Source organism: Salipiger sp. PrR002, from assembly GCF_010500775.1.
Classification (GTDB): domain Bacteria; phylum Pseudomonadota; class Alphaproteobacteria; order Rhodobacterales; family Rhodobacteraceae; genus Salipiger.
This window is the reverse complement of sequence record NZ_JAAGOU010000007.1, coordinates 172,755-196,705: the sequence shown is the minus strand read 5'-3', so window position 1 is coordinate 196,705 and position 23,951 is coordinate 172,755. Positions and strand designations below refer to the sequence as shown.

At 66.0% G+C, this 23,951-nt stretch carries 19 protein-coding genes and 1 tRNA gene; 11 read left to right on the top strand and 9 right to left on the bottom strand.

All coding sequences use genetic code 11. The features are described 5' to 3' along the window. Nucleotides 1-3 precede the first annotated feature (3 nt). The 4 genes from G0A00_RS09915 to G0A00_RS09900 all read left to right on the top strand — a co-directional run bounded on the left by G0A00_RS09915 (nucleotide 4) and on the right by G0A00_RS09900 (nucleotide 5,234). On the top strand, nucleotides 4-702 hold the full coding sequence (locus G0A00_RS09915; RefSeq protein WP_164181958.1) for an FkbM family methyltransferase: 699 nt from the start codon (nucleotides 4-6) through the stop codon (nucleotides 700-702). Then, nucleotides 699-1,775 (top strand): glycosyltransferase family 2 protein, encoded by a 1,077-nt coding sequence (locus G0A00_RS09910; protein WP_368667682.1) that lies wholly within the window; start codon nucleotides 699-701, stop codon nucleotides 1,773-1,775. The genes G0A00_RS09915 and G0A00_RS09910 overlap by 4 nt, the downstream gene beginning before the upstream one ends. A gap of 280 nt (nucleotides 1,776-2,055) precedes the next feature. Beyond that, on the top strand, nucleotides 2,056-3,045 hold the full coding sequence (locus G0A00_RS09905; protein WP_235953064.1) for a phosphoadenosine phosphosulfate reductase: 990 nt from the start codon (nucleotides 2,056-2,058) through the stop codon (nucleotides 3,043-3,045). A 101-nt stretch (nucleotides 3,046-3,146) separates the two neighbouring features. Beyond that, on the top strand, nucleotides 3,147-5,234 hold the full coding sequence (locus tag G0A00_RS09900) for an ASKHA domain-containing protein (protein ID WP_164181954.1): 2,088 nt from the start codon (nucleotides 3,147-3,149) through the stop codon (nucleotides 5,232-5,234). Here the strand turns inward: G0A00_RS09900 and G0A00_RS09895 are convergent. Further along, nucleotides 5,213-6,229: a serine hydrolase gene (locus G0A00_RS09895; protein WP_235953063.1), complete on the bottom strand. Its 1,017-nt coding sequence runs from the start codon at nucleotides 6,227-6,229 to the stop codon at nucleotides 5,213-5,215. The two genes, G0A00_RS09900 and G0A00_RS09895, sit on opposite strands and share 22 nt — an antisense overlap. Before the next feature lie 107 nt (nucleotides 6,230-6,336). On the opposite strand from G0A00_RS09895, the gene G0A00_RS09890 reads away from it, so the two are divergent. Next, a tRNA-Gly gene (locus G0A00_RS09890) sits at nucleotides 6,337-6,410 on the top strand. Nucleotides 6,411-6,480: 70 nt separating this feature from the next. Here the strand turns inward: G0A00_RS09890 and G0A00_RS09885 are convergent. Together G0A00_RS09885 and G0A00_RS09880 are read right to left on the bottom strand one after the other, a co-directional pair. Next, a complete protein-coding gene (locus tag G0A00_RS09885) occupies nucleotides 6,481-7,590 on the bottom strand; it encodes an acetoin utilization protein AcuC (RefSeq protein WP_164181952.1) in 1,110 nt (369 codons plus the stop codon). 184 nt (nucleotides 7,591-7,774) lie between these two features. Then, the gene (locus G0A00_RS09880; RefSeq protein WP_164181950.1) at nucleotides 7,775-8,686 is read right to left on the bottom strand and encodes a sulfotransferase; all 912 of its coding nucleotides are present in this window, start codon (nucleotides 8,684-8,686) and stop codon (nucleotides 7,775-7,777) included. Between the two features lie 370 nt (nucleotides 8,687-9,056). Here G0A00_RS09880 and G0A00_RS09875 point away from each other — a divergent pair, with 370 nt between their 5' ends. Genes G0A00_RS09875 through G0A00_RS09860 form a run of 4 tightly spaced genes read left to right on the top strand, consistent with a single transcriptional unit; the run spans nucleotide 9,057 to nucleotide 13,845 of the window. Then, entirely contained in the window at nucleotides 9,057-10,076 is a 1,020-nt protein-coding gene (locus G0A00_RS09875; protein ID WP_164181948.1) for an NAD(P)-dependent oxidoreductase, read from the top strand. Beyond that, the gene (locus tag G0A00_RS09870; RefSeq protein WP_066106121.1) at nucleotides 10,073-10,852 is read left to right on the top strand and encodes a methyltransferase domain-containing protein; all 780 of its coding nucleotides are present in this window, start codon (nucleotides 10,073-10,075) and stop codon (nucleotides 10,850-10,852) included. Before G0A00_RS09875 ends, G0A00_RS09870 begins: the two co-directional genes overlap by 4 nt. Nucleotide 10,853: 1 nt before the next feature. Further along, on the top strand, nucleotides 10,854-12,317 hold the full coding sequence (locus G0A00_RS09865) for a glycosyltransferase family 39 protein (protein ID WP_164181946.1): 1,464 nt from the start codon (nucleotides 10,854-10,856) through the stop codon (nucleotides 12,315-12,317). Further along, nucleotides 12,310-13,845 carry a GMC oxidoreductase gene (locus tag G0A00_RS09860; RefSeq protein WP_164181944.1) on the top strand — a complete coding sequence of 512 codons (1,536 nt, stop codon included), beginning with the start codon at nucleotides 12,310-12,312 and terminating at the stop codon, nucleotides 13,843-13,845. Before G0A00_RS09865 ends, G0A00_RS09860 begins: the two co-directional genes overlap by 8 nt. Before the next feature lie 10 nt (nucleotides 13,846-13,855). On the opposite strand, the gene G0A00_RS09855 is transcribed toward G0A00_RS09860, so the two are convergent. From G0A00_RS09855 to G0A00_RS09835, 5 genes are all read right to left on the bottom strand, one after another. Then, the gene (locus tag G0A00_RS09855; RefSeq protein WP_164181942.1) at nucleotides 13,856-15,130 is read right to left on the bottom strand and encodes a glycosyltransferase family 4 protein; all 1,275 of its coding nucleotides are present in this window, start codon (nucleotides 15,128-15,130) and stop codon (nucleotides 13,856-13,858) included. Continuing rightward, the gene (locus G0A00_RS09850; protein WP_164181940.1) at nucleotides 15,127-16,653 is read right to left on the bottom strand and encodes an oligosaccharide flippase family protein; all 1,527 of its coding nucleotides are present in this window, start codon (nucleotides 16,651-16,653) and stop codon (nucleotides 15,127-15,129) included. The genes G0A00_RS09855 and G0A00_RS09850 overlap by 4 nt, the downstream gene beginning before the upstream one ends. A 64-nt stretch (nucleotides 16,654-16,717) precedes the next feature. Next, nucleotides 16,718-18,130 (bottom strand): hypothetical protein, encoded by a 1,413-nt coding sequence (locus G0A00_RS09845; RefSeq protein ID WP_164181938.1) that lies wholly within the window; start codon nucleotides 18,128-18,130, stop codon nucleotides 16,718-16,720. 56 nt (nucleotides 18,131-18,186) lie between these two features. Beyond that, complete coding sequence (locus tag G0A00_RS26855; RefSeq protein ID WP_164181936.1) at nucleotides 18,187-19,299, bottom strand: glycosyltransferase family 4 protein; 1,113 nt, start codon at nucleotides 19,297-19,299, stop codon at nucleotides 18,187-18,189. Between the two features lie 35 nt (nucleotides 19,300-19,334). Beyond that, the gene (locus G0A00_RS09835; RefSeq protein WP_164181934.1) at nucleotides 19,335-19,985 is read right to left on the bottom strand and encodes a class I SAM-dependent methyltransferase; all 651 of its coding nucleotides are present in this window, start codon (nucleotides 19,983-19,985) and stop codon (nucleotides 19,335-19,337) included. Nucleotides 19,986-20,130: 145 nt separating this feature from the next. Here G0A00_RS09835 and G0A00_RS09830 point away from each other — a divergent pair, with 145 nt between their 5' ends. Both G0A00_RS09830 and G0A00_RS09825 read left to right on the top strand, forming a co-directional pair. Then, nucleotides 20,131-21,336: an NAD(P)-dependent oxidoreductase gene (locus tag G0A00_RS09830; protein ID WP_164214203.1), complete on the top strand. Its 1,206-nt coding sequence runs from the start codon at nucleotides 20,131-20,133 to the stop codon at nucleotides 21,334-21,336. 92 nt (nucleotides 21,337-21,428) lie between these two features. After that, nucleotides 21,429-22,802, top strand: coding sequence for a nucleotide sugar dehydrogenase (locus tag G0A00_RS09825; protein ID WP_164181930.1), 1,374 nt, complete (start codon nucleotides 21,429-21,431; stop codon nucleotides 22,800-22,802). A 35-nt stretch (nucleotides 22,803-22,837) separates the two neighbouring features. Here the strand turns inward: G0A00_RS09825 and G0A00_RS09820 are convergent, their stop codons facing one another. Next, nucleotides 22,838-23,806, bottom strand: coding sequence for an endonuclease/exonuclease/phosphatase family protein (locus tag G0A00_RS09820; protein WP_164214202.1), 969 nt, complete (start codon nucleotides 23,804-23,806; stop codon nucleotides 22,838-22,840). Nucleotides 23,807-23,951: the final 145 nt, after the last annotated feature.

Genomic DNA, 23,951 nt, shown 5'->3' with positions numbered 1-23,951 from the left:
GCGATGGACACGCCCAAACCGCCACGCGACCCCTATCTGCACTCGCGCGGGCTGCGCATCCCCAAGCATCCGCAACTGACCACCGGGCGCGTGCGCGGCGCGATCAAGGGCGAGACCTACGAACGCAAGGAATGCGACGCCGTGAGCCGCGTGGTGCACGAAGGCGACCGGGTGCTCGAACTGGGTGGCGGCATCGGCTATATGTCGACGCTGCTGTCGGTGCGGCGCAAGGTGGCCAGCGTCACCAGTTACGAGGCCAACCCGGCGCTCATCCCCTATATCCGGCAGGTCCACGCCGCCAATGGCGTCACCAATGTCGATCTGCGCAATGCGCTGCTCTCGCCCGAAGGCGGTGATCCGGTGCCCTTTCATGTGCGCCGCAACTTCCTCGCCTCCTCGATGGACCGCGACAGCGATCCCGACAGCATCACCGAAACCGTGCCCGTGCCGCGCCACAGCCTGCCTCAGGTGCTGGCCGAGACCGCGCCGGACGTGCTGGTCTGCGATATCGAGGGCGCCGAGGCCGAACTGCTGCCCGCTGGCGACTGGTCGTGCCTGCGCGTCGCGGTGATCGAACTGCACCCGCAATGGATCGGCCAGCGCGGCGTGCAGGCGGTATTCGACGCCATGCAGCGCGCCGGACTGACCTACTTCCCCAAGGCGTCGGAGGCGAAGGTGGTCACCTTTCGGCGCGGCTGGTGAGGACGGGTCCGACGATCACCGCCCCAAAAATCACCGCTGTGGTCTGCCTGCGCAACGAGGCGGCCTTTCTGCTCGACTGGCTGGCGCATCATTACGCCGCCGGGATCAGCCATGTGGTCGCGCTCAGCAACGATTGTCAGGATGGCACCGACGCGATGCTGGACCGGCTGGCCGAGATCGCGCCGCTGACCCACATCCGCAACGACGGCCCCTATGACAAAGGCGGCATCCAGTTCACCGGCCTGAAGCTGGCCGACAAAGCCCCCGCCGTACAGCAAGCCGACTGGCTGCTGGCGCTCGACGTGGATGAGTTCGTCAACGTCCACACCGGCGATCACACCCTGCCCGCGCTCATCGCGGCGCTGCCCGAGGCGACGGCGATCCCGCTCACCTGGCGGCTGTTCGGCAACGCCGGGGTGCTGCGCTACAAGGATGTGCCGGTGCCGCAGCAGTTCACCCGCGCCGCGCCGGTGCGGATGTTCTGGCCGTGGCGCTCGGCGATGTTCAAGACGCTCTACCGCAACGATGGCATCTATCGGAAGCTGGGCGTGCACCGTCCGCGCAACCCCGATCCGGCAAAGCTCGATGCGGCGCGCTGGTTCGATGGCGAGGGGCGCGAACTTGACGCGCAGTTCCACACCCGGCGCATCTTTTCGAACTACGGGCGCTCGAACTACCGGCTGGCGCAGCTCAACCATTACCCGCTTGGCGCGATGGAAAGCTATGTGCTGAAGGCCGACCGGGGCCGCGCGGTGCACAGCGATCATATGCTCGGGCTCGACTATTGGTGCGAGCGCAATTTCAACACCGACGAAGACCTCAGCATCACCGCGCTGGCCGCGCCATCAGCGGCGCGCCGCGCCGACCTCGCCGCCGATCCGCAACTGGCCGATCTGCATGCGCAGGCGGTGCGCTGGCGCCAGACGCGGTTTGCCGAGCTGATGGCCGAAGAGCCCTTCCGCGCGCTCATGGGCCGTCTGATGATGACCCCGCCCTCGCGCCCGCTGAGCCCGGAACTGGCGCGCCCGCTGATCGCGGCGGCGACCCGTGCGCGGCTTGGCGAGGAGGACTGAGTCCCCTTCCGCCACGGACCCACCCGCTCCGCCGACGGCAGTTTTTCATTGCCGCCGTAACACCGCCATATTACCCATAAAGCCACACAGTTCCGCCCCATTCGGCGCTCAGGCTGCAGAGGATACCGGGCACGTTCCGTTCCTTGCCTCCATCGCTTGCCTGCCGCCGTTCTGCCCTTTGCCCTGACGGGCCCGAAGGGAACGCACAGAGGATGCGCTGGCAGGTGAGGAGGGTACGACAGTGAGTGTTTTGCGGAACGGTGCCGGAAGTGACAGGACAATGGCAGATATCATGAAGGACAGCGCGGAACAGCCCCTCGACCGGCCCGCATTCGACGATGAGCTCGACCTCACGGATGTCGATCTCAGTGCGTTCACCCGCGCCGACTGGATCGCCGAGATCTCGAAGCTTGGCGAAGAGCATGGCTTTGCCGAACCGCTGGGCAAACGGCATCACGCGATCTTCGTTGAGGATGGCGACACGCTGCTGGTCACCTTCGAGAGCATGCCCGGCATCTCCGCCTACAGCCAGACCGCCACGCCGCTGGGCTGGGAAATGCAGGCGATCGAGGGCTGGTCGAACCTGTCGGTGATCTGCACCGCCGACACTTGGTTCCGCGACGAAGAGGTGACGCGCTTCTTTGACCAGTTGCTCGATGACGGCTTCTTCGACGAGTTCGACAAGGTGATCTTCTACGGCGCCGGTCCCTGCGGCTATGCCGCCGCCGCCTATTCCGTGGCCGCGCCCGGGGCGCGCGTGGTGCTGCTGCAGCCGCAGGCCACGCTCGATCCGCGCGTCGCCGAATGGGACGACCGCTTCCCCGAGATGCGCCGCGTCGATTTCACCTCGCGCTTCGGCTACGCGCCCGACATGCTGGACGCCGCGCAGGCGGGCTATGTGCTCTACGATCCGCAGCAAAGGATGGATGCCATGCATGCGGCGCTGTTCGAGCGGCGCAATGTCACCCGCTTCCGCCTGCCCTATATGGGCGACGCGCTGCAGGGCGATCTGCTGGAGCTTGACCTGATCCACCCGATCCTTTCCGCCGCCGCCGAGGACCGGCTCGACACCGCCGAGATGGCGCGGCTGCTGCGCAAGCGGCGCGGCCATATCCCCTATCTGCGGCGTCTGCTCAGTCGGCTGGATGCCGAGAACCGTCCGCTGCTGGCCGAATGGCTTTGCGCCAATGTCACCGAGCGGATCAACGCCCCGCGCTTCCGCCGTCGGCTCGAGGCGCTGCGCGCCGAGGGCGTCACGGCCGAGGGCTGACCTCAGCTGACCTCAGGCGGCGCGCGCCCCGTGCCGCGCGCGGGCTTTGAGGCGGCGTTTTCCGGCAACCCTGCCTGCCCCGCGCCGCGCAGACTGAGGGCATGACCCAAGACAAGGCTCCCGCCGCAAGCGCCAAAGACCCGCTCGTCGTCTTTACCCCGTCGGGCAAACGCGGCCGCGTGCCCACCGGCACCCCGGTGCTCGACGCGGCGCGCCGGTTGGGCGTTGATCTCGACAGCGTCTGCGGCGGCCGGGGCATCTGCTCGAAATGTCAGGTCGCGCCCGCCTTCGGGCAGTTCGCCAAACATGGGATCACCTCCGACCCGGGCGCGCTCTCGGCGTGGAACGCCACCGAGCAGCGCTATGTCGACAAGCGCGGCCTGCCCGAGGGGCGCCGCCTTGGCTGTCAGGCCCGCATCCTGTCGGACGTGGTGATTGATGTGCCGCCCGAAAGCCAGTTGCACCGGCAGGTGATCCGCAAATCCGCCAGCGCCCGCGCGGTGGAGATGGACCCGGCGATCCGCCTGCATTTCATCGAGGTCGCCCCCGCCGACATGCACGCCCCCAGCGGCGATGCCGAGCGGACCGCCGAGGCGCTGGAGGCGCAGTGGGGCATCTCCGGCGCCCGCCCCGCGCTGCCGGTGCTGGCCACGCTGAGCCAAGCGCTGCAGGACGGCAGCGGCAAGATCACCGTCGCCCTGCACCACACCCATACGGACCAGCCGCCGCAGATCGTCGCCGCATGGCCCGGACTGCTGGAAGGCGATGCCTACGGTCTGGCGGTGGATCTGGGCTCGACCACCATCGCCGCGCATCTGGTCTCGCTGCGCAGCGGAGAGGTCGTGGCCTCGGCGGGCCGGATGAACCCGCAGATCCGCTTTGGCGAGGATCTGATGTCGCGCGTCTCTTATGCCATGATGAACCCCGGCGGCGCGGCGCAGATGACCGCCGCCGTGCGCGAGGCTCTGGCCGCACTGGCGGGCGAGTTGACCACCGAGGCGGGCATCCCGCCGGATCGCCTGCTCGACATGACCATCGTCGGCAACCCGGTGATGCACCACCTGCTGCTCGGGCTCGACCCGACGCCCCTGGGACAGGCCCCCTTCGCCCTCGCCACCTCGTCGGCGCTCGATCTCGGCGCGCGCGATCTGGGCCTTGCCACCCTGCCCGAGGGCGCGCGCGTCTACCTGCTGCCGCTGATCGCCGGCCATGTGGGGGCCGATGCCGCCGCCGTGGCGCTGGCCGAGGATCCGGGCGCGTCGGATGATCTGGTGCTGATCGTCGATGTGGGCACCAACGCCGAGATCCTGCTCGGCAACCGTGCCCGCGTGCTTGCCTGTTCCTCGCCCACCGGCCCCGCTTTCGAGGGCGCGCAGATCAGCGCCGGGCAGCGCGCCGCCCCCGGCGCCATCGAGGCGGTGCGCATCGACCCGGCCACCAAGGAGCCGCGCTTTCGGGTAATTGGCTGCCCGCTCTGGTCCAACGAGGACGGCTTTGCCGAGGCCACCGCAGGCACCGGCGTCACCGGCATCTGCGGCTCTGGCATCATCGAGGCGGTGGCCGAGATGCGCATGGCCGGGCTGGTGGATGCGCGCGGGCTGATCGGCTCGGCAGCGCAGACCGGCAGCGCGCGGATGATCCCCGAGGGGCGCACCCATGGCTATCTGCTGCATGACGCCAGCGCCTCGGGCGGGCCGCGCATCCTCGTGACCCAAGCCGACATCCGCGCCATCCAGCTGGCCAAGGCGGCGCTCTACGCCGGGGCGCGGCTGCTGATGGACGAGATGGGGGTGGACGCCGTTGACCGCGTGGTGCTGGCCGGGGCCTTCGGCGCGCATATCTCGCCGCTGCACGCGCTGGTGCTGGGGATGATCCCCGATGTGCCGCCCGAGCGGGTCACCTCTGCCGGAAACGCCGCGGGCACCGGCGCGCGCATCGCGCTCTGCAGCCTTGCCGCGCGGCGACGGATCGAGGCGCAGGTGCACCAGATCACCAAGGTGGAAACCGCCGTGGAGCCGCGCTTTCAGGAGCATTTCGTCGCCGCCAGCGCGCTGCCCCATGCCGAGGCGCCCTTTGCCCATCTGCGCCAAGTGGCGCCCCTGCCCGAGCCGCAATTCAACGCGGGCGAGAGCGGCGGTCGGCGGCGGCGCGGCCGAGGACTCCCCGGTCAGGCGTCTGAGACGATCTGATCCACTAGGGCGCGCAAATCGCCGAAATAGCCCCCCGAGCGCGCCGGGCGCATCGGGTCCGAGGTGATCGCGATCACCATCTCGCGCTGGGGCACCACCACCAGCATCTGCCCGCCGTAGCCGCGCGCATAGGCCGCCTGCGCGCCGTCGAACCGCGTCAGGAACCAGCCATAGCCGTATTGATCGCCCGAGAAGGGCGAGCGCGCGCGCGGCTGCCACGAGGTCTCGATCCACCGCTGCGGCACCACCTGCCGCCCCTGCCAGTGGCCGTTCTGCCGCACCATCTCGCCGATCCGCAGCAGGCCGCGCGGGGTCAGCCCCATGTCGTTGCCGCCCAGATAGCGCCCCTGCGGATCTCGCACCCAAGGCGCCACGTCGATCCCCAAGGGATCGCCCAGCCCGCTGCGCGCAAGGCTCAGCAGGCTTTCGCCCGTGACCGCGCTCAGCGCCGCGCCCAGCACGTGCCAGCCGCCCGTGGAATAGATGAACCGGCCACCCGGCCGCGCCTGCGGGTCCGGCTGCAGCGCGCTGTCGAGCCAATTGTCGCTGGCCACCCATGCGCCGTAAGACGCCCCGGAGGTGCGCACCAGCCCGCCGCGCATCGACAGCAGATCGCCCACCGTCAGATCATCGCGGCTGTCTCCGGTCGGCGCGCGTCCCAAAAGCGGCAGCACCGGCGCCTCGACGCCGCCGATCTCGCCTTGCTCGATGGCAATGCCGGTGAGCAGCGCCACCAGCGTCTTCGACACCGATTTGACGTTGGCGATCCGGTCCAGCCCCGGCCCGCGGAACGCCTCTTCATAAAGCGGCGCGCCGCCACGCCAGACCTGCAGCGTATGCAACTGATCAAGCCCCTCGGCCCGGCCCGCCCAAGCGCGGCTCTGCGCCAGCGCGGGCGCGGCCAGCGGCAGGCCAAGCGCGGCGGCGGAGGTGGCAAGGAAAGCGCGGCGGGAGACGGCGAAGGACTGGCTCATGAAACAAAGGTTGCGCGTCATGGGCGCTGCGGCAAGCCAACGCCCGTTCACAGCCGCGTGGGGCGCAATTTCCGCGACGCAGCCGCTTGACGCCAGCCCGCGCCGCCAGTAGATCAGCACTCCAGAGCGCGGGTATGGTGAAAAGGTATCACGCGAGCTTCCCAAGCTTAAGTTACGGGTTCGATTCCCGTTACCCGCTCCATCCCCCCCGCCAGTCTAAATCATGCGGCCTAGATCACGAAGCCTGGACCACAGGCCTCAGACCAGCCCGCTCAGACCTCAGCCCTGAGACGTGCCCGCAGCGCCGCGACACCGCTGCGGATCTCATCCCGCAGCTGCCCCTCGCGCGGCGCGTCGCGCAGCGTGGTCAGCAGCGCCTCCGAGGGGCGCCCGCGCCGCGCCCAGACCTGCCGCCCCAACACCCCCAGCGCCCCGGCGGGCAGATGCTCCGGCACCTCGCGACCCGAGAGCGTGGCCCAGACCAGCGACCAGCAGCGCGCCACCGTCCACGGGTTATAGCCGCCGCCGCCCGAGACGATCATCCGCGGCGCCAGCGCGCGCAGCTCCCGCACCGCCGAGGCATGGGCGTTGTTCGACAGCGCCAGCCGCGCCAGCGGATCCTCCAGCACCGCATCGGCGCCGCATTGCAAAAAGATCGCGTCGGGCCGGAACGCTGCCACCGCCGGCAGGATCATCTCCTGCAGCACATGGGCAAACTCGGCATCGTTGAAATCCCGCGGCACCGGCAGATTGAACGCCGCGCCCCCGGCCCGATCCTCCAGCGCACCGGTGAAGGGCCAGCGCCGCGCCTCATGCACGGAAATCACCCGCACCTGCTCGGATCCGTCAAAGGCAATCTCCACCCCGTCGCCGTGATGTGCGTCGATGTCCACATAGGCCACGCGCCGCATCCCCAGCCGCAGCAGGTGGCGGATGGTCAGCACCGGCTCGTTGAGAAAGCAAAAGCCGCTGGCGCGGTCGGCCAGCGCGTGATGCGTGCCGCCGCCGGGGTTGAACACCGCGCCGCCCTCCGCCGCGACGATCTCCGCCGCCAAGAGCCCACCGCCCACCGCCGTTGCGGGGCGCCGGTACATCTCGGGAAAGATCGGGTTCGACAGCGTGCCCAGCCCATGCCGGTCGCGGGTCTGATCCGAAACCGCCCCCGCCGCCTCCGCCGCCTGCAGCGCCGCCACATAGTCCGGCGCATGAAAATCGGTCAGCGCGGCGGGCTTGGCGCGCGGCGAGACCCGCCAGTCCCGCGCTGGCAGCCAGCCCATGGCGCGGCACAGATCGATGACCGCCGGCACCCGCTCGATCGACAGCGGATGCAGCGCGCCATAGCGCGAGCCGCGATAGATCTCCGACCCGATGAAAATCGCCATGCCTACCTCTTTCGCGCCCTGCGGCCCCGGGCTTCTTCTCTTTAAAAATATGCCGGGGGTGAGCCGCGCAGCGGCGAGGAGGCAGCGCCCCCTGCCTGACCGGTAGACTTAGCGCAAGACCCTGCGGGCATCGACCCCAGAGGTGCCGCCGCCCAAGTTCAGCGGTATCCGGGCGCGCGACATCTCAGCGCAGCCAGTCGCTGAAGTCCTCTCCCAGGACATCCGACAGATGCGCGACATCCTCACGCAGCCTTTCGGTCAGGATCGCGCGCGCCGCCTCCGGCATCTCAAGGCCGCGGCGGGTGTTGAACCCGGCCAGCCAATCGCGGATTTTCCAGCGCGTCTCGCGCGGCACCACCAGACCGATCGCGCCGGTGATCGGATTGGGACGCATGAGAAAATCCTGAAACGCCCGGTTGCGCGGCGTGCCGCCAGCATTGACCCCTTCGGTCTGAACCGGCTGAAAATCGGGATCGGCGCCGACAAATGCCAGCGCATCGCGCAGCACCGCATCGGGCGTGTCGCGAAAGGCTTCATACCTTCGTATCAGGAAGCTCTCTCGCGGGAAAAGCTTGAAATATCTGGCCAATTGCTCGCCATAGCGCGGGAAGGAGGAATAGCCGAAGAGCGGCTGCCAGCCAGCGCGCAGACGCGCCTCTTCCTGATCGAGCGCACGCAGGAAATCGGTCTCGGTCTCGATCCGGTGGCGCGTGGCGTAGAGAAAATGCGAAAAGGCCTGCTCGACGGGATTACGCAGCACGACGATCATGCGAACCTTGGGCACATGGTGCAGGATGCGCTCGGGCGCGCGCGGTGCATAGAGATAGAGCGGCGACGCCTCGCCGCAGATCGCCCCGTCCGGCGCCTTGGCAAAGAGCGCCTTGTAAGCGTCCGCCTCGGTGATCGAGTTGTTGATATACTCCGCGCCGGGCCCTTGGCAGGTCAGCGCCTCACCCTCGTATGAGAAGAAATTCGGCTCCTTCAGCGCAGGCATGAAGATGTCCGGGGCCTGCCGCATCTGGGAATAGAGCGCGGTTGTGCCAGAGCGCGCTGCGCCGATGATGAGGAAATCGGGAAGCCTTCCGCCGCCTGACATGACTCAGCCCCCGTCGGTATTCAAATCGGTTGTTTAAAATCGTCTTGCCTGTCGCTCCCAAGGGCGGCGCAGGATTTAATCACCCAAATGTTGCCAACACCTTTCGAACAAATTCAAGAGTTGCGGCGAGGATTGCGCAGCTGGGACGGCATTTTGACGAAGAGAGAAAGATATTCTGCCGCCGCTGCGTGCAGTTCGGGGCGCGCGCAATAGCGCCCGCAGCGCCCGTCTGCGGCAGTAGTGCTGAATATTTCACAGGGAACGTCGCACGAAAGCGCCGCCGGATGCAAAGACGCGACGCCGGTCTATGCGTTTGCCGGGCGGCCATGCTACCGTGGATTTATTTAGACGCTTTCAGGATATTTGAATAATGCGCATTTTGGTGACCGGTGGGGCTGGCTTTATCGGGTCCCACCTTACGGAGCGGCTGATTGCCGAGGGGCATGACGTCAGTATCCTTGACGACCTTTCCACCGGAGTGATCGAGAATCTGGACGCTGTGATCGCCGACCCGCGGGTCCGCTTTGTCGAAGGCAGCGTTCTGGACAAACCTCTGGTCGAACAGCTTGTCTGCGAAGCCGATCTGGTCTTTCACCTCGCCGCCGCCGTCGGCGTCAAGGTGATCATGGAGCAGCCCAGCCGGTCCATGATGACCAATATCAACGGCACCGAAAACGTGCTGACGGCGGCGCTGATCGACAAGACACCGGTGTTCATCGCCTCTACCTCCGAGGTCTATGGCAAGGCCGCCAAAATCCCCTTCCATGAGGACGATGACCTGACCATCGGCGCCACGCGCAATCTGCGCTGGTCTTACGCCTGCGCCAAAACGCTCGATGAATTTCTCGCGCTCGCCTACGCCCGCGAGGCGGATCTGCCGGTCGTCGTGCTGCGCTTTTTCAACACCACCGGTCCGCGGCAGACCGGCCGCTACGGGATGGTGCTGCCGAATTTCGTGCAGGCCGCGCTGGAAGGCGCGCCCTTGATGATCCACGGCGACGGCCAGCAGTCGCGCTGTTTTGGCCATGCGCTCGATGTGGTCGAGGCGCTGGTGCGGCTGATGAACACTCCCGACGCGATTGGTCAGGTCTTCAACATCGGCAATGACCGCGAGATCACCATCGAGGCTTTGGCCAAACAGGTGATCGAGGCGACCGGCTCCTCCTCGGAGATACGCTATATCCCCTATGAGGAGGTATATCCTCATGGCTTTGAGGACATGATGCGGCGGGTGCCCGATGTGCAGCGGCTGAAGTCCGTCACCGGCTTTCGGCCCGAACGGTCGCTGGCGACCATCATCGAGGATATCATCGCCGAGAAGCGGTCCAACAGCGCAAAGACCGGCCCTGCGCAGATCGGTGCCGACATCACCGCGACTGGCCGCACATGACCCCGGGCGCATGGATCGAGAAAACCGTGCGGGACACCGCGACGACGGTTCTGCCCGAAAGCCTGCGCAAATGGGTGCGCAAGCAGCAGCGCCTGCACAAGCTGCAATCCGTGCCCGTGGGCTCTGTGAACTTTGGCGGCTTGCGGCGGCTCTCGCCCATCTCTGCGATTTTCGGGCAGGATCGCGACCTTCTGACGATCGAACGCTTCTACATCGAAGAGTTCCTTGCGGCCCATTCCGAGGACATCCGCGGACGCGTGCTCGAGATGGGCGACCCGGCCTATATCCGCAAATTCGGCGGTGACCGGGTCACCCAAGAAGACGTGCTGAACTATGTCGAAGGCAACCCGCAGGCCACCATCGTCGCCGATCTGACCGACGCGCCGCAGATCGCCGACAACACGTTTGACTGCATCATCATCACCCAGACGCTGCAAATGATCTTCGAAGTCGACAAGGCGATCGCAACGCTGCACCGCATCCTGAAGCCGGGCGGCGTTGTGCTCTGCACCTCGCACGGCATGAGCCGCGTGGCCCGGCGCGAAGGCGTCGACGATTGGGGCGAGTATTGGCACTTCACCTCGCAATCGAAACGGCGGCTGTTTGGGGCGGTCTTCGGACGCGAGAATGTCACGGTTTCGAGCGTCGGAAATGTGTTCACCTGCATCTGCAACCTGCATGGGCTGGGCGCTGGCGAACTCGATCCCGACGAGCTGGCGGTGCATGATCCCAACTATGAGATGCTGCTCTTGGTTCGTGCCGTGAAGGCGGGCTGAGATGGCCCAAACCCCGCCCGCAAGTTCCTACGATCTGGCTGTGCTCGGATTGATCCTTGCGCTGGCCTTGGCGCTCAGGGTGATCGGCCTCGACGCGCCGCTGTGGTTCGACGAGATCCTCACCATGGAGACCCACGTCAGCCTGCCGTGGAGCGACTTCGTCAATTCCTACTCGATGAACCATCACTACCTGCACAATCTCGAGGTCAAGCTGGCGACAGAGGCGCTGGGAGAGGCGAACTGGGTGGTGCGCCTTCCGGCGATGATCTTTGGCGTCGGCGCAATCGCCGCCGCATGGTTTCTGGCGCGCCCGATTGGCGGACCCAATGCCGCGCATCTTACGGCGCTGCTCTTGGCCGTCTCCTACCATCACATCTGGTTCTCGCAAAACGCCCGCGGCTATACCGAACTGGCGTTTTGGGGCACCGTCGGCATGAGCCTGTTCTTGCACGCGGTGAAGGACCCTCGCCCGCGGCTCTGGATCGGCTATGGGATCGTTCTGGCCGCCGCCACGTACACCCATCTCACCGGCGCCTTTCTGTTCGCCGCACAGGGCCTGCTGCTCTTGGCGGTGCTGCTTTGGCAAGCTGTCCGCGGGCGCGCTGGAGGCGCCGATTTCCTGTGGCCGCTGCTGGGCTACGGGCTGGGACTATTGCTGAGCGCGCTGTTGTACCTGCCCGTTCTGCCGGGATTGCTGGAGACGGTGACTGCGGTGTCCGAGACCTCGGCGGTCGACGTCATGCACGAGTATCAGACGCCGCTCTGGTCCATCGCCGAAGCCCTGCGCACCGGCCTTGGCGCGGCCGGACCTGTCACGCTGCTCGCCGGGCTGATGCTGAGCGCGCTGCTGTTGCTCGGCGCTGCCGCCAGCCGCAGACCCGCGCCGCTCTTTGCCCCGGCGGTCGGCCTGCATGTGGTGCTGTCGCTGCTGCTGCTCGTGGGCCTTGGGATGCGGGTTTGGCCGCGGTTCTTTTTCGTGGATTCCGCCTTTTTCGTCCTGCTGGCGGTGCTGGGGGTCCAAAGCCTCTGCCGCTGGATCGGACACAAGCTGCCGGGCGGCGGCACTTGGGTGATGCCTGTCACCGCAGCTGTCCTCGTCGCCGCCTCCGCCGCGCTTGCCTTACGAAACTACCTTGGCCCCAAACAGGATCTGGCTGCGGCGGTGAGGCTCGTTGCCGCCGAAAGGCTTCCGGAGGAACGGGTTTTCACCTTCGGGCCGGGCGGGCAAATCTTCAACGGTTATTTCGGCACCGATTGGACGATGCTCGCGCCGTCGGATGATTACGCCGCGGCGATGGCCACCGGACCCGCGCTCATGGTGGTGGTCTTTCCGGGCCGGGTCTTCCGCGCCTTTCCCGCCTTCTCCGCCGAGGAAGAAAGCGGCCGCCTGTCCCAGCTCGGCGCCTTCAAGGGCACGCTTGGGGATGGCACTGTCTTGGTCTACCGCCGCCGTGCCGATGGCTGATATCGTTGTGGGATCCGGCCCTTCTGGGGTGGCCGTGGCCTCGGCTCTGCTGGCGCGGGGCCGCAAAGTGCTGATGCTCGACGGCGGCCAGCGTCCCGAAGCCGCAGCTTTGGTCACGCGCGACAAGCTGGGTGCCATGCAGCGCGACAGCTGGAGCCGCGAAGACATCGCGGCCTACACGGCCCCCCGCTACGAGGCGCCGCGCGATGGCCAGGTCCGGCGCTTTGGCTCGGATTTCGCCATGGTCCCCGGACGCGAGACCTTTTCCGACCCAACGGGCGTTGATCTGCGGGCGTCGCTGGCGGTCGGCGGGCTGTCGAATGTCTGGGGCAGCGCGGTCTTGCCCTATGCCGCGCGGGATATCGCGGATTGGCCCCTCACCGAGGCTGACCTGCGGCCCCATTACCGCAAAGTCGCGCAGTTGCTGACCGTGTCCGGAACCCGCGATCAGCTGAGCGCAGAATTCCCCGACGCTCTGCCCGAGAGCGCCCGGCAAATCCCTCCGACACCGCAGGCCCGCACGATCATGAGCCGGCTCAGCCTCAGGCAAAGCCACTTGAGCGATCTTGGCATACAGATCGGAGCGGCCCGGCAGGCCGTCTCGTCTGATTGCACCGAATGTGGTCTGTGCCAGCACGGCTGCCCCTATGGCTACATCTGGTCGGCGACGGCGACGCTGAACGGGCTGAAGCTGCATCCCAATTTCCGCTATAGTCCCGGCATGATCGTGCAAAGCGTCCGCGAAGACGCAGACGGCGTGGTTCTGCAGGGCGCTCAGTGTGAACCGCTGCAGGGCGACCGGGTCTATCTTGCCGCCGGTGTGCTTGGGACATCTCAAATCCTGCTGTCATCGCCGCTGATGCGGGGGCGAACGCTGACCCTGAAGGACAGCCAGCAGGCCTTCATGCCGATGCTGCATCGCTGGGCACCCCCCAAGCCCGTCGATGCCCAGCCCTTCACCACATTGCCCCAGCTTTTCGCCGAGCTTTCGGACCCGGCGATCTCTCCCTATCTGGTGCACGCGCAGCTCTACAGCTGGAACGATTTCTACGCCCGCGAGATGCAGGCCACATATGGACGCCGATTGCCGGGCAGCGCGCCGCTGTGGAAAGCCTTGGCGCGCAGGCTGATCGTGGCCCAGATATTCCTGCACTCGACCCATTCGGCGCGGATCGACCTGCGCCTCGCGCCCGATGGCCGTCTGGATACCAAAGTCCATCCCGGCACCGAGGCTGCGGCGGTGCTTGATGCAGCCTCCGAACGGTTCGCGCGGGCGATGCGCCTTGCCGGGCTGCATGCGCTGACCTTTGCCCGCCGCGACGGGCCGCCGGGATCAAGCTTTCACGTCGGGAGCAGCCTGCCGATGACCAACGCCCCTGCGCCCTCGACCTCGGATCTGCTGGGCCGGCCAGAGGGGGCGCAGCGCATCCATATCGTCGATGCCAGCGTGCTGCCGACGGTGCCCTCGACGACGATCACCTTCTCGGTCATGGCCAATGCGCATCGGATCGGCGCGGCGCAGGTGTAACGGCCGCAGATCACGCCGCAGCCGCCCCGCTTTCGAAGGCTCCGCCCTCCAGCGCACGGGCAAGCTCATGGCGGCCCGCCCGCTGTGCCGCCGCAGCAAGCGCCTCGCCATAAGCGGCCATGACCCGATCTTCGTGCCAATGCGCGACGAAGGCGCTGCGTGCCGCCCGCGACAGCGCATCGCGATGCGCCGCATTGCCCTGAAGCGCGCTCATGGCCGCGATGACCTCGTCTTCGCTGGAGAAGAGCGCCCCCGCGCCCGCCGTCTCGACGATTTCCGGGAACGGCCCAAGACGGCGCGCGATCACCGGCGTTCCAAGCCGGAAACTCTCGATAAGGATGATGCCGAAGGTCTCATAGCAGACCGACGGCACGATCAGCCCCAATGCACCGCGGTAATAAGCGGCCAGCTCATCCGGTGACTTCCGCCCCAGAAAATGGACGCGCGGATGCCCGGCGGCCAACTGCTTCAACGGCTCGGCGTAATCCCCATCTCCGAGGATCAGCAGATCCGCCGCCTCATAGCGATCCATCGCCGGGATGACGTCCTGCAGTCCTTTGATCTTTTCCAGCCGCCCCACGAACAGGAAATACGGGCGGTCGTGCCCCTTGAAGGGCGGCGTGGCGGCATGGTCGAGGTCGGGCAGGAAATAGGGCAAGACCTCCATCTTCTGCCGCAGCCCGAACTCGTGGTGCTTGTCGCGGCTGAAGGCGCTTTTGGCGATCAGCAGGTCGATCTTATCAAGCTGACGATCAAGGTAGCCGGTCTGGCGCCAGACCTGCGGAGGGCGGCGGTGCGACAGCACACAGCGCAGGCATTCGCGCCCGTCGCACAGCTCGCGCCCATGCCGCCAAAGGACGTGCGAGGGGCAGACCAGCCAATGCTCATGCGCCTCATAGACCTTCAGCCCATCGCCGTAATCCAGCAGCCCCGGCCCACCCACGAGCGATACGTTGTTGTACCACACGATGTCCCACGCGCCTTGCTCTGCGATCTGCCGGAGCTTCGCGCGATGCATCACCGGTCGGCCCGATTGCTGGGTCAGCAGGTTCGACAGCACGCCCGCGCCGCTGCGCAGCCCGATGGTCTGCACGCCGTCGTCCTCGCCGCTCCCTTCGGGTGCTTTGCCCCCAAGGTTGAGAAAGGCATCCTCGTCATGGACCACCGTCACATGATGGCCGCGCGACACCAAGGCGCGCGCCATCCGCTGCACCCCGATCGCATCCCCGCCAAAGGAATACGGCGGGTAGAAGGTGGTGAACATCAGAACGCGCAAGGATCTCATGAGGCATCTCCAGAGGTGGTGGGGGGCGCAGGCAAGTCAGGCGCAGGCAAGTCGGGCGCAGCGCGGGCGGTCGGGCCGCGCCGCTTTGCCTGAAGGGTATAGCGGCGCGCGACGGCGAGGCTTTGCGGCAGCAGGACGCGGGCGAGCGCGGCGCACGCCGCCGCACCGATGAGCCCCCCCGAGAGCAGCACGGCAAGCGGGCTCCACGCCGCTGCGACACGGCACCAAAGCGCAAGCGCTACGCCGACCAGCGCCGCAAGCGCGGCGGCGTCGATGTATCGCCGCAGCAGGACCCGCGGGCGCAGATCCGCGACCCTCGCCACGATCGCGATGCGCACGCCCCACATCAGCAGCAGCACGCCCGTCATCGCCCAAGTCATCGACGCCGCCCCATAAGGTGCCGCCAGCGCCATCGCCAGCGCGATCAGGCACACTTCGGCCCATGCGGTGACGGCAAGCGGGGTGACACGGCCATGCGCCAGACAGAAGCTCTGCTCGACCTGCACGACGACGCTGCGGGCACCGACGATTGCAAGCGCCGACAACAGCGGTGCCGCCGCGATCCAGTTTGCCCCGCCGACGACGGCGAGAAAGGCAGCCGACAGAACCGCGAGCCCGGTGAAGGCGGGAAAGGCCAAGAGGCTGGCCAGACGCGCAAGATCGTCGAGCAAGGCGTTGGCCGAGCCCTCAGCGCGGCGCAGACTGGCGAAGGCCGGTTGCGACACCATTCGCAACGGCGTCACGATCAGCATCGAGGCCGCCTCGACCAGCCGCCACGAATAGGCGTAATAGCCCGTGGCGACCGGCCCCGCCACGGCCCCAAGGATCAACGTGGGAACCTGTACCGTGGCAAGCTCGGCGGCGCGCAGCGACAGCACCGGATAGCCGAAGGCCATGATGCGGCGGCGGCGGTTCGGATCGGGCTGCCTGACCCAGCCGGGGCGGAAATCACTGGCACCCCACGCCAAGACGACATTGACACCCACGACGGTGAGCCGCTGACCAACCAGAGCCCAGACCCCTGCCCCCGCCATCGCCAAGCCCAGCCCCACGATGCCGCCTGCGAGCACGCCCGCCACGGCACGCAGCGCGAGGATCCGGAACTGCATCTCGCGCCGCAGCAGCGCCACGGGGACCGCCGTGAGGGCCACAAGCGCCACGGTCGGCGACAGCGCCGACATAAGGTCCCCGATCTGCGGGTCTCCGTAGAACCGCGCAATCCACGGCGCGGCGCTGACCAGCGCGGCCACCAGAGCGATGCCCAGCCCCGCCAGCATCCAGAACACCGCGTTGAGATCGTCAGGGTCGGGCGCATCATCTGCGATGATGTATTCCGACAGCGTGTCCCGCACGAGAAACTCCGACAGCACCACAAAGGCGGCAGCCATGGCGAGCAGGCCGAAGGCCTCTGCGCCCAGAATGCGCGCGAGCACGACAAAAATGGCGAAGTTGAACGCCTGCTCGGTCCACCCGCCGATCGCCATCCATGCGACGCCTTGGCTGAATTGCCGCTCTGTCGACATCGCCGCCCCCTACCTTCCGGCGCCGGGACAGGGCATCGCCGCGCCTTCGAGCGCGGACATATGGCTAGCGCACCGCATGGATCACCAGCACTCCGGCGTTCGGGATGGCCGCCAAAAGCGTGCCATCGTCGTCGACCTTCACGAGGTCCTCGCTCTCTTTGTGCTCATCTTGCGTGGTGTAGGAGGTGCGGTAGTCTCCCGGCGGCAGCCCGCGCACCGACAACTCGCCGCCAACCTCTGCGTTCACAAGCACGGTGACACGTTCGTCCGGGCCCATAAAAGCGACCGGAGAGAAATCCCGCCCTTGGCTGGTCTCAGCGCCGATCCGCACCGCGCCCTGCCGGATGTGCCGGAAATACTGCGAGGTATAGCGCACCTCGGGCTGCATGCTGAAATCGCCCAAGTCGGCGGCGGGAAAGTCGAAGAGCCCATTGATCACCCGCCCCTGCCAGGACGCGGCATTGCCGACGGTCAGATCCTCGAGCAGCACCTGCTGGGTGCCCTTGCCGAACCACCACTCGAGCATCGAGGTCTCGATCCCCAGTTCGGCGGCACGCGTCGCAATGCGCCCGAGCGTGCGTGGACTGCGGCCCTTGTAGCGGTGGTAGGAGACCTCCACCACATGCTCGAGCGCGCCGGGAACAGCCCCGATCTCGTCAAGGTAGGGCACCGCATTGGCCATATTGGTGACCGAGGGCACCACGAAGGCGGGCTCAATCCCCATTGCCTGCAGCCGCCGGGCGCTGGCGACCATCGCTTCGCCGATCTGCGTTCCGGTCCATCCGCCGCGCGGCAGATCGGGCTCGAGAATGACTTCCCAACTGTCGGGCACCAGCCCGTATTTGTCCCGCAGATGCCGATAGGTCGCCTCGACCAGTTCGGCGTATTCCTCTGGCTCGGCTTGAAAGAAATCGGCATCGCGGAAGGAGACATAGCAAAGATTGACGAAAAGCCGCTCCGAGCGCTGCGACAGCAGTTCCTGCATCGGCAGCACGTAGGTCTCCACATGCCAGTCCAGTTCCGAAAAATCGAAACCGTCCCAGTTGATCACATGCGGATCGTCATTGTCGTTCTGGGCGTCGTATTGCGTTGGCTTCCACGCTTTATAGGTGGTCTTGCCCGCCATGTGCTCTGCAATACGGTTCGTCGGGTTCTCCGCGCCCGCGCGAATTTCCAGACGGACGCGGTCGATCCCGACCTGATTGACCGCCCTGTCAAGGATATCCATCCGGTAGGGCTCAAGCGGCCAGTCGGTCGGATCATCGGGCAGATCCGCTGTCGCCTCCCATCCGCGCATGGTCTGAAACCGTTCCGAAGGATCGATCCTGATCTCCACCACGTCCGAACAAGAGGCCAGCATCCCCGCCACCGCCAGACCAAAGGCCGCCAGCGCAAGCCCCGCGACACGCGCGATCCAAGGCGGCCTGCGCCCGGCGGGGCGCGGCAAAGAACGGTCTGGCTTGCGCAGGTGCAGCATGGGCAGTTCCCTTGATTTGGCGGCGTTCCCTCGCCGCGTTCGACGGGCGGGTGCGGTCAGGCCACCATTTCGCGATAGAGCTTTTCGAATTCTCCGTGGACAAAGGCCGGGTCAAAGCGATCTTCCCGGCTGCGGGCGAGCGCGGCCTCGGACATGCGTGATCTCAGCGCGGCGTCCGATCCGATACGCAGCAACTGGCGGGTGAATTCGGGCACATCGGCGATGCGCACCACCGCGCCCACCTCGTCATCCAGCAACTCGCGCACACCGCCCGCGTCGGATGCGATGACCGGCAGCCCGACGCGGAACGCCTCGACAATCGAGATCGGCAGGGCCTCCCAGCGCGAGGTCAGCAGATCAATGTCCGCCGCCCGAAGATACAGATAGGGCTCGTGGGTCTCGCCGATAAAGGTCACATAGGAATCGACCCCTTCGGCACGGGCGCGGGCGCGCATCTCATCGAAAAGCGGCCCGATGCCTGCCACCACAAAGCGAAAATCGCTGCGGGTCTGAGCTACGGCCTTCGCCACGTCGATGAGGATATCGAGGCCCTTCTGATACGAGGCCCGCGCGAGCAGAATCACGAGGACATTGCCGTCCGTGCCCAAAAGCTCAGCGCGCAGGCGCTCCACCGCCTTTGGATCAGAGGGCGGCGCGGGCTTCACCCCAAGCCCGACCACCCGCAGCTTCGATCTTGGCACACCCGCGATGTCGTGAAGCTCATCCGCACAGCGGCGACTGGGGGTGATGACGATATTCGCGCTCTGGTTGGCGATCCGGCCAAAGGCCTTCACGCGCTCGGGCTCGGACCCGTGATAGGTGACAGCCACCGGGATCCCCATGCCCAGCGTCGCCAATCGGGTGACGAGCGCGGGGGCGCTTTCGTGGCAGTGGATCAGATCGACCGGATGGCTCTGGATGCAGCGGCGCAACTCGCGGGCGCAGCGGAGCATGTTCATCACCCGCGACAGCATCCCGCCCCCCGAGGCCGAAACCGTCGCCAGCGGGACCGTCAGGAAATCGGGGTCCTTGCTGCTGTCGAGCAATGCGTCCGCGCCGCCCGCTATATAGACGGTGTGCCCCTGCTCGCGCAGCCAATGGGTCAGGTCGATCACATGGCGGGCAATCCCGCCGACACCGAACTCCGTTCCAACCTGTAAGATCTTCACTGCCTTCACTCACTCTTTCCAAGTCTGAGGGGCGGTCAGGACAACGCCGGGGCTGTGCCATAGGCGCAGAGCCAGCCCTTGGCGCGCTCGGGGATGGCGGTGAAGCGCGTCTCCACAAAGCCCGCCTCGGTCAGCAGCGCGGCAAGCTCTTCCCCGGCGTAGACGCGAAAGCCCATGCGCTCTGCGACATTTTCCGGCACTGCGGCCTCCGCCGAGGGTTTGCTGATGTCCATCACCTGCGCCACACGCCCGCCGGGTTTCAGGACGCGGCGTATCTCCATCAGCCCCGCCAACGGGTCGGGCCAGAAGTAGAGCGTCTCGACCCCCACCACGATGTCGAAGGAGGCGCTGTCGAAGGGCAGCGCGGCGACATCGCCCTGCACCACATCCATCTTTCCGGCAGCGATGGCTGACTTATTGCGCCCCCGCGCCTGCGCCACCATCGCAGGCGCATAGTCGAGCCCCGCAACAAACCCCTCTGGCACCAGATTTTGGAGTTTTCGCAAGGTCATGCCACCGCCGCAGCCGACATCGAGGACACGATCCGACACCGAGATTTCGAGCGGCTCCAGCATCCAATCAACAAGCGCCATATGCTCGTTCGCCATCAGATGGCCCAGCAGCCTGCCCGGCAGCCCGCTTGGTTTGCGAATTTGTCGCCCGATGAATTGATCGATAAGCTTCATGACGTCCCCGCCGCTGGAAATTCACATCTGAAAATCTGATCAGTCCGAGCCTGCACGTACCGCGAAATGATACGGCAAATGGTGCGGCCCCCTGCTCGCTGCAGCGCCGCATATTCTCCGGGCGACTGATTCGAGATCGGGCGGCATGCCGAGGGTTGAAATTGAAAAAACCCGCAAGCTGTGGCTTGATCGTTCTAAAATTTGCTCAAAAAGGAACCAATTACCCGATCCTAGTAAATTAACTAATTTCAGAAAAGGAAGATCGAACCACGTGCCGAATTTCCTGCCCCCAGAGACATTTCCTGCTCATGAACTTGTCGGAGTGCCCGTGGTTGTCACCGGCGCCACCGGCTTTATCGGCGGCGCTTTGGTCCGGGCGCTCCTCGCCTCGGGAGCCGAGGTCACCACGCTTCACCGCGGGCCGCATGGCCGCGCGGCGATGGAGGCGCTTGGCGCCCGCGCGCGCGTCGTGCCTTTGAAGGCAGGCCCTGCGCTTGCCAGCGCGCTGAGCGGACAGCAAGTGCTGTTCAACTTCGCCTATGACGTCCGCGCCGGTGCCGAGGACAATCTCAAAGCATTCGCCGCGCTGCATGACGCCGCAATTTCAGCCGGGATCGAGCGCTTCATTCATGCGGGATCCGCCGTCGTCTATGATGCCTGGCCCAAGGGGCCGGTCACCGAAGACGGCAGCTGCGACAGCCCGGTTCATGACCCTTATCGCATTGCCAAGCGCAGCATGGACCAGACCCTAATGAACGGCACGCTACCGGCGATTATCCTCCAGCCGACAATCGTTTACGGGCCCGGAAGCAGCCTTTGGATCGAGCGCCCCATCGCCGCCATGCGCCAAGGTGGTGTGGTGCTGCCCGAGCCGGTCGGGCGGTGTTCGGCGGTCTTTGTGGGCGATGTGGTTCAGGCAGCGCTGCGCGCCGCGATCCTGCCCGATCCGGGGCGCGAGCGGTTTCTCATCTCGGGTCCGGACACGCCATCATGGGCCGATTACTGGCACGCGATCCGCGGTCTTGCAGGCCAAGGAGAGGTCATTCTGGAGCCCCTCGGTCAGTTGACCGCCGAAGCAGGGCCAACACCGATCTCTCAGACCGCCACCCGCCCGCCGCTGGCCGCGCGCATCAGCGCCGCCGGACGCAGGATTCTGGGGCATGAAAGGTTCGAAAGCCTCGTCGCGCGGGCACAGCAGGTGCGCGGCCCGTCCGGGCCGGTGCGACCGGATCACGCGGCGCTTGAACTTTATGCATCGGACCCTTCGGTCAGCATCGAAAAGGCCCAAGCACGGCTTGGCTATGCCCCCCGCTACAGTTTCAGCGCCGGAATCAACGCTTGCCGCGCGTAAGATGAGACCCGATACTGTCTGAGTATTTATTGACGTATTTTGACTTCGATTTGAGCCAGAATTTTCTCATTTATTGCGATGAAGAATTGCCAATGAGCGTCATTGAAATTGCACTCGAGGGCTGCGGTTCGCCTGCAGACCTTCTGAAATCCAAAATCGAGGAGCGGACCGCACGGATCAAGGTCATCGGCCTTGGCTACGTCGGCCTTCCCTTGGCCCTGACCGTGCAAGAAAGCGGCTTCGCCGTCTCCGGGCTGGACCTGAACCGAGCGCGGGTGGCCGCCATCAACGGTGGCGCGCAGGTGATCTCGTATTTCGAGGAAGGCCGCGTGGCCGAGGCTGTGGCCAGCGGCAGGTTCTCCGCGACCGACGATTACGCCTCTGTCACCGCCGCGGATGTCATCCTGCTGTGCGTGCCGACCCCGCTTTCGGACAAACGCGAGCCCGATCTGACGCAGATCATCCGCGCCGCCGAAAGCATGAGCGCCCATCTGCGGCCCGGTCAATTGATCGTCGTGGAAAGCACGGTCTGGCCCGGGGCGACATCGACACTGCTTCGTCCGATTCTCGAACGTAGCGGACTGCGGGCGGGCGAGGATTTCTTCCTTGGCTTCTCGCCCGAGCGCGAGGATCCGGGCAATCAGACCCATTCGACGCGCACCATCCCCAAGATCGTCGGCGCCGACGATCCGATCTCGCGCGACCTGCTCGAGACCTTCTATTCGCAGGTGGTCACGCAAACCGTTCCGGTGGAGTCCTGCGCCATCGCAGAGGCGGTCAAGCTGGTGGAAAACAGCTTTCGGACCGTCAACATCGCGCTGGTGAACGAGTTGAAGGTGGCCCTCGATGCCATGGGGATCGACGTCTGGACGGTCATTGACGCCGCAGCGACCAAGCCCTTCGGATTTATGCCGTTCTATCCCGGCCCCGGAATTGGCGGCGACTGTATCCCGGTCTCGCCAGCCTATCTGTCATGGCGAGCGCTCGATGTGGGATCCGAACTGCCCATCGTCGATCTTGCTCGGGTGCGGGCCGCCGCGGCGCCTTCTGACCTTGCTGTCCGCATCGCCTCTGACCTGAACACGAAGGCCGAGACCGCCATCCAAGGCGCGCGCGTGCTGCTCTTGGGGGTTGCCTACAAGAAAGACGTCGAAGACACCCGCGAGAGCCCGGCGCTTTACATGATGCAGCACCTCGAGGCGATGGGCGCGTCCTGCGATTTTCACGACCCATATTTCCCCGTGCTGCCGCAGACGCGCGACCATCCAACCCTTGCGGGCCGCATCTCGGTCCACCTGAGTGCCGAGACATTGGCGGCCTATGATGCGGTCGTGGTGACCACCGATCACACCGAGGTCGATTACGCCGCCGTCGCACGCCACGCACCGATGATCTTTGACACGCGCAACGTGTTTGATCGGGCGGGCATCGCGATCGACGGGGACCGGACCTTCGTCAAAATCTGACGCTGACGGCGGGCAAGAGCGATTGGCGGGCAGCCCTACTTGGGCTCCAGCCGCATGTCCGCCATCAGCCCAAGATGGTCGCGGTCCGGCACGGCGACCGTCTCAACACGGTCGAATTGCGCCTGCCGCAGCATCAGGTGGTCGATCTTCACGCCCAACACCGGCAGCAGCGTCGGAAAGGTTCCGGTGAAGGCGCTGGCCGGAATGTCCGCCCACATGTCGGAGGTCATGCCTGTCTCGCGCAGGAAGTGCCGCAGCGAGGGCATGTGGATCGTCGCATTGAAATCGCCGCCAACGACAACGGGCCCCTCAATCCCCTTGACCCACTGCGCGAGGTCTTCGAGCTGGCGGGTCTGAACCTTGGCTCCGCTCGGGGTTGTCGGCTTGATCGTATGGAAACTGACCACCCATAGCGTTTCCGGCCCGACCTGCACTTGCGCGGCATTGGCCCGCCCCGACACGCCGCCAAGTGTCAGTTCGCGATGCTGCAGGATCGGATGATTGGCGAAAAGCACGGTGCCATGACGGTCGCCGATCCGCGAGACTTTGCCCAGCGGGGCGTAATCGCTGAAACGGCTGGCAATCTCGGACATTTGCCGCGCCCGCGCTGGTGTGATTTCCTGCAGCAGCAGAATATCGGGCTTTTCGGCGTCGATCTTTTCGGCCAGTGCGGCATCGTCGCGACTGGAAAACAGCATGTTCAGGGTCATCACCCGCAGGCGCGGGGCGTCGTCCGGCAGGTTGGCCACAGGCTTTGAGATCCGCGGCAGGACAATGTCAGATGCCAGCACAGCGCCATTGATCAGCGCCAAGCTCAGGGCCAGCCAGCGGATCGTGCTCAGGTCGCTCGCCCAGCCGATCAGCGTGATGACCAGAGCCAGCAAGAAAAGCTGCGGCACGAAGTTGGACAGAAGCGCGGTGACCCAGAGGTTTCCCAGAAACGGCGCAGCAAGCGATACGGGGATCGCCAAGGCCAGCGCAATCTCGATACCCAGTTTCACCATCGCGCCACCCTTGCCCAGACCCACCGTCAGTCGCCTCGTCTTTCCTGCAAACTCAGCCTACCGCGCTGCGACAACGGCAAGACGGTGACACTTTGTCCGATCTAGCGGACTGACCCGAAAATGTGGAGAGCAGCAGAGCCCGCCG

Coding starts and splice junctions, on each gene's coding strand:
- G0A00_RS09915 (WP_164181958.1), top strand. CDS start 4: ATGGACACGCCCAAACCGCCACGCGACCCCTATCTGCACTCGCGCGGG.
- G0A00_RS09905 (WP_235953064.1), top strand. CDS start 2,056: ATGGCAGATATCATGAAGGACAGCGCGGAACAGCCCCTCGACCGGCCC.
- G0A00_RS09900 (WP_164181954.1), top strand. CDS start 3,147: ATGACCCAAGACAAGGCTCCCGCCGCAAGCGCCAAAGACCCGCTCGTC.
- G0A00_RS09895 (WP_235953063.1), bottom strand. CDS start 6,229: ATGACGCGCAACCTTTGTTTCATGAGCCAGTCCTTCGCCGTCTCCCGC.
- G0A00_RS09885 (WP_164181952.1), bottom strand. CDS start 7,590: ATGGCGATTTTCATCGGGTCGGAGATCTATCGCGGCTCGCGCTATGGC.
- G0A00_RS09880 (WP_164181950.1), bottom strand. CDS start 8,686: ATGTCAGGCGGCGGAAGGCTTCCCGATTTCCTCATCATCGGCGCAGCG.
- G0A00_RS09875 (WP_164181948.1), top strand. CDS start 9,057: ATGCGCATTTTGGTGACCGGTGGGGCTGGCTTTATCGGGTCCCACCTT.
- G0A00_RS09870 (WP_066106121.1), top strand. CDS start 10,073: ATGACCCCGGGCGCATGGATCGAGAAAACCGTGCGGGACACCGCGACG.
- G0A00_RS09865 (WP_164181946.1), top strand. CDS start 10,854: ATGGCCCAAACCCCGCCCGCAAGTTCCTACGATCTGGCTGTGCTCGGA.
- G0A00_RS09860 (WP_164181944.1), top strand. CDS start 12,310: ATGGCTGATATCGTTGTGGGATCCGGCCCTTCTGGGGTGGCCGTGGCC.
- G0A00_RS09855 (WP_164181942.1), bottom strand. CDS start 15,130: ATGAGATCCTTGCGCGTTCTGATGTTCACCACCTTCTACCCGCCGTAT.
- G0A00_RS09850 (WP_164181940.1), bottom strand. CDS start 16,653: ATGTCGACAGAGCGGCAATTCAGCCAAGGCGTCGCATGGATGGCGATC.
- G0A00_RS09845 (WP_164181938.1), bottom strand. CDS start 18,130: ATGCTGCACCTGCGCAAGCCAGACCGTTCTTTGCCGCGCCCCGCCGGG.
- G0A00_RS09835 (WP_164181934.1), bottom strand. CDS start 19,985: ATGAAGCTTATCGATCAATTCATCGGGCGACAAATTCGCAAACCAAGC.
- G0A00_RS09830 (WP_164214203.1), top strand. CDS start 20,131: ATGCCGAGGGTTGAAATTGAAAAAACCCGCAAGCTGTGGCTTGATCGT.
- G0A00_RS09825 (WP_164181930.1), top strand. CDS start 21,429: ATGAGCGTCATTGAAATTGCACTCGAGGGCTGCGGTTCGCCTGCAGAC.
- G0A00_RS09820 (WP_164214202.1), bottom strand. CDS start 23,806: ATGGTGAAACTGGGTATCGAGATTGCGCTGGCCTTGGCGATCCCCGTA.